The sequence below is a fragment of the Aeromicrobium sp. PFPM2_SD2 genome, from assembly GCF_057364525.1.
Genome location: NZ_JBNFNZ010000191.1, coordinates 1 through 4,438 on the forward strand (window position 1 = coordinate 1; position 4,438 = coordinate 4,438).

Annotated in this window: 4 protein-coding genes and 1 pseudogene; all 5 read left to right on the top strand. The window is 72.4% G+C overall.

Annotation, left to right across the window (positions count from 1 at the left end):
* Positions 1–135, top strand: a 135-nt coding sequence (locus tag AC2W7G_RS09885) for a copper transporter (RefSeq protein ID WP_485868278.1), incomplete at its 5' end; no start/stop codon positions are given.
* 117 nt (positions 136–252) lie between these two features.
* A pseudogene (pyrG, locus tag AC2W7G_RS09890) lies at positions 253–1,928 on the top strand (CTP synthase).
* Positions 1,929–2,055: 127 nt separating this feature from the next.
* Positions 2,056–2,550, top strand: a complete 495-nt coding sequence (locus tag AC2W7G_RS09895; RefSeq protein ID WP_485868275.1) for an NUDIX domain-containing protein — start codon at positions 2,056–2,058, stop codon at positions 2,548–2,550.
* The gene (gene xerD / locus AC2W7G_RS09900) at positions 2,547–3,470 is read left to right on the top strand and encodes a site-specific tyrosine recombinase XerD (RefSeq protein WP_485868276.1); all 924 of its coding nucleotides are present in this window, start codon (positions 2,547–2,549) and stop codon (positions 3,468–3,470) included. The genes AC2W7G_RS09895 and xerD overlap by 4 nt, the downstream gene beginning before the upstream one ends.
* Positions 3,471–3,519: 49 nt before the next feature.
* Positions 3,520–4,365 carry a ParA family protein gene (locus AC2W7G_RS09905; protein WP_485868277.1) on the top strand — a complete coding sequence of 282 codons (846 nt, stop codon included), beginning with the start codon at positions 3,520–3,522 and terminating at the stop codon, positions 4,363–4,365.
* Positions 4,366–4,438: the final 73 nt, after the last annotated feature.

Sequence of the window (4,438 nt, forward strand, 5' to 3'; positions counted from 1 at the left end):
TCCGGCGTCTCGACCTTCGACGGGCTCGACGCGCCGGCCGGCGCGTACGTGACCGTCGAGGTGGCGGCGAGCGAGCTGGGCGGCACGGCGGGCAGCTACGGCACCGGCGACGACGCCGACGCCGTGCGTCCCTGAGCGTGTCGCTACCCGAGGGTGGGGCGGTGTTGATAGGCTGGAGTCCCGTGGAGGAGACGCAGGCGCGAGCCGGCGACGAGCCCTGATCATCCGCTCATCACGACCACGGGAGTCACCTTGGCAACCAACTCGCCCACCAAGCACGTCTTCGTCACGGGCGGCGTTGCCTCGTCCCTCGGCAAGGGCCTCACCGCCTCCAGCCTCGGACGCCTGCTGAAGTCGCGCGGGCTGCGGGTCACCATGCAGAAGCTCGACCCCTACCTCAACGTCGACCCGGGCACCATGAACCCGTTCCAGCACGGCGAGGTGTTCGTCACCAACGACGGAGCCGAGACCGACCTGGACATCGGCCACTACGAGCGCTTCCTCGACGAGGACCTCGTCGGCCGCGCCAACGTCACGACCGGCCAGGTCTACTCCGACGTCATCGCCCGCGAGCGTCGCGGCGACTACCTCGGCGACACCGTGCAGGTCATCCCGCACATCACCAACGAGATCAAGGACCGCATGCTCGCCATGGGCGGTCCGGACGTCGACGTGGTCATCCACGAGATCGGCGGCACCGTCGGCGACATCGAGAGCCAGCCGTTCCTGGAGTCGGCGCGCCAGGTGCGCCACGACGTCGGCCGCGGCAACGCGTTCTTCATCCACGTCTCCCTGGTGCCGTACATCGGTCCGTCCAAGGAGCTCAAGACGAAGCCGACCCAGCACTCGGTCGCCGCGCTGCGCTCCATCGGCATCCAGCCCGACGCGATCGTGTGCCGCTCGGACCGCGCGCTCACCCCGGGCGTCAAGGACAAGATCGCGCTCATGTGCGACGTCGACTCCGAGGCGGTCATCACCTGCGCCGACGCGCCCTCGATCTACGACATCCCCAAGGTGCTGCACGCCGAGGGCCTGGACGCCTACGTGGTGCGCCGCCTGGACCTGCCCTTCCGCGACGTCGACTGGACGCAGTGGGACGAGCTGCTGCGCCGCGTGCACCAGCCGCTCGAGGAGGTCACCGTCGCGCTCGTCGGCAAGTACGTCGACCTGCCCGACGCCTACCTGTCGGTCTCCGAGGCGCTGCGCGCCGGCGGCTTCGCCCACGAGGCGCGGGTCAACCTGCGCTGGGTGCCCTCGGACGAGTGCGCGACCCCGGCCGGCGCCGCCCAGCACCTCGGCGACGTCGACGCGGTCTGCGTGCCCGGCGGCTTCGGCATCCGCGGCATCGAGGGCAAGATCGGCGCCCTCACCTACGCCCGCACCCACGGCATCCCGACGCTGGGCCTGTGCCTGGGCCTGCAGTGCATGGTCATCGAGTACGCGCGGGTCGAGGCCGCATCGCCGACGCCAGCTCCACCGAGTTCGACAACGCCACCACCTCGCCGGTGATCGCGACGATGGCCGAGCAGAAGAGCATCGTGGAGGGCAGCGGCGACCTGGGCGGCACGATGCGCCTGGGCCTGTACCCGGCCGCGCTGACGCCGGGCAGCATCGTCGCCGAGGCGTACGGCGCCGAGCACATCGAGGAGCGTCACCGCCACCGCTTCGAGGTCAACAACGCCTACCGGGCCCAGCTCGAGGCGGCCGGCCTGGTGTTCAGCGGCATCAACCCCGAGCTCGACCTGGTCGAGTTCGTCGAGCTGCCGCGCGACGTCCACCCCTACTACGTCGCGACGCAGGCCCACCCCGAGCTGCGCTCGCGCCCGACCCGTCCGCACCCGCTCTTCGCCGGCCTGGTGGGCGCGGCCGTCGCCCGTCAGCGCGAGCTGCTGCTGCCGGTCGAGGCCGACGCCGTCGTCGAGGCATGACCAGCCACCCGTCCTTGCCCGGCGAGCTCGCGACGGGGCCGCGCTGCGCGACCGGCCCGACGCGTGGCCGGTCGTCGCCAGCGACGAGGTCTACGCCAGCGCGTACCTGTCGCTGAGCCTGGACACGGTGCGCACGCCGGCCGGTGACGAGGTCACCCGCGCCGTCGTGCGTCCGCACGGTGCCGTGGGCGTGCTGGCGCTGGACGAGGAGGGACGGGCGCTGCTCGTGGAGCAGTACCGCCACCCGGTGCGCGGCCGCCTGCTCGAGCTGCCCGCCGGCACGCTGGACGTCGACGGTGAGGGTGCCGAGGACGCGGCGCGCCGCGAGCTGCACGAGGAGGCCGACCTGCTCGCCGAGCACTGGGAGAGCCTCGTCGCCCCGTACGCGACCCCGGGCTACTCCAGCGAGCGGTGGGAGGTGTTCGTGGCCACCGGCCTGAGCGCCGTGCCGCCGGGCGAGCGCTTCACCCGCGAGGCGGAGGAGGCCGAGATCCGCCAGCTGTGGGTGCCGCTCGAGGACGCGGTCGCCGCCGTCCTGGACGGTCGCATCGGCGACTCGATGACGGTGGCGGGGGTGCTCGCCGCCCACGCCCGCGGCCTGGGTCGCACGGACCGTCGGTGACCGGCCTCGCCCGCGCCGTCGCGGACTACCTCAGCCACCTGTCCGTGGAGCGGGGCCTGGCCGCCAACACCATCGCGTCCTACCAGCGCGACCTGCGCCGCTACACGTCCTACCTGGACGGGCAGGGCGTCGAGGAGGTCACCGACGTCACGGAGACGCACGTGCTGGGCTTCCTGGCCGCGCTGCGCACCGGCGACGAGGACCACGCCCCGCTCGGGCCGGCCAGCACGGCCCGGACGATCGTGGGCGTCCGCGGCTTCCACAAGTTCCTGCTGCGCGAGGGCGTCGTGCCCGTCGACGTGACCGCGGCGGTCAAGCCGCCGGCGCCGATCAAGCGGCTGCCCAAGGCGCTGCCGCTCAGCGACGTCGAGTCGATCCTCGAGGCCGCGGGAGCGCCGGGCACCGTCCTGGCCGCCCGCGACGGCGCGCTCCTGGAGGTGCTCTACGGCACCGGGGCCCGCATCTCCGAGGCGGTCGGGCTCGACATCGACGACCTCGACCTCGAGGACGGCTCGGTGCTGCTGCGCGGCAAGGGCGGCAAGCAGCGCATCGTCCCGCTCGGCTCGTACGCGCTCACCGCGCTGGGGGACTACCTCACCGCGTCGCGTCCGGCTCTGGTCAAGGCGGGGGCGCACACCCCGGCGGTCTTCCTGAACGCCCGCGGCGGACGCCTGTCGCGGCAGAGCGCGTGGGCGGTGCTGAGCCGGGCGGCCAAGGCGGCCGGCGTGACCGCCGAGGTGTCGCCGCACACGCTGCGCCACTCGTTCGCCACGCACCTGCTCGACGGCGGCGCGGACGTGCGCGTCGTGCAGGACCTGCTCGGCCACGCGTCCGTGACCACCACGCAGATCTACACGCTGGTGACCGTCGACAAGCTGCGCGAGGTTTACGCGACGGCTCACCCGAGGGCCCGACGCTGAGTTGTAGAGTGACGCGAGACCTCCGCCCGCGAAGACCCGAAGGACGTGCATGACTCAGGAGCTGGGACCCACCGGGCGGCCGCTGCCGTCGTTCCCGGAGCCCTCGCCTCCGTCCGCGGGCAAGGCGACGATCATCGCCATGTGCAACCAGAAGGGCGGCGTCGGCAAGACGACGACCACCATCAACCTGGGTGCCGCGCTGGTCGAGGCCGGACGCAAGGTGCTGCTCGTCGACTTCGACCCGCAGGGCTCGATGACCGTCGGCCTGGGCTTCAACGCCCACGAGCTCGAGCTGAGCATCTACCACGCCCTCATGGACCGCGACGTGCGGCTCGAGGACGTCCGGCTCAAGACGTCCGTGCCGAACCTGGACCTCGTGCCGGCCAACATCGACCTGTCGGCCGCCGAGATGCGCCTGGTGAGCGAGGTCGGCCGTGAGCAGGCGCTGCTGCGCGTGCTGCGCGACGCCCGCGACGAGTACGACGTCATCCTCATCGACTGCCAGCCCTCGCTGGGCCTGCTGACCGTCAACGCGCTCACCGCCTCCGACGGCGTCATCATCCCGCTGGAGTGCGAGTACTTCGCGCTGCGCGGCGTGGCGCTGCTCAAGGAGACGATCGAGAAGGTCCGCGAGCGCACCAACCCGGACCTGGAGATCATCGGCCTGCTCGGCACGATGTACGACGGCCGCACGCTGCACGGCCGCGAGGTGCTGCAGACCCTCGTCCAGGGCTGGGGCGAGGCGGTCTTCCACACCGTCATCCGCCGCACGGTGAAGTTCTCCGACTCCACCGTCGCCGGCGAGCCGATCACCGAGTACGCCTCCAAGTCGCCCGGTGCCGAGTCGTACCGCCAGCTGGCCCGGGAGGTGTTGGCCCGGTGCCCCGCCGCGTGAGCATGCCGGGCGCCGACGAGCTCTTCCGGCGAGACGCCCAAGCCACGCTAGGACGCGCCCGCCGACCCCGAGC

Bases quoted from the DNA above. Each gene is read 5' to 3' on its own strand.
- AC2W7G_RS09905 (WP_485868277.1), top strand. From the start codon at position 3,520: ATGACTCAGGAGCTGGGACCCACCGGGCGGCCGCTGCCGTCGTTCCCG.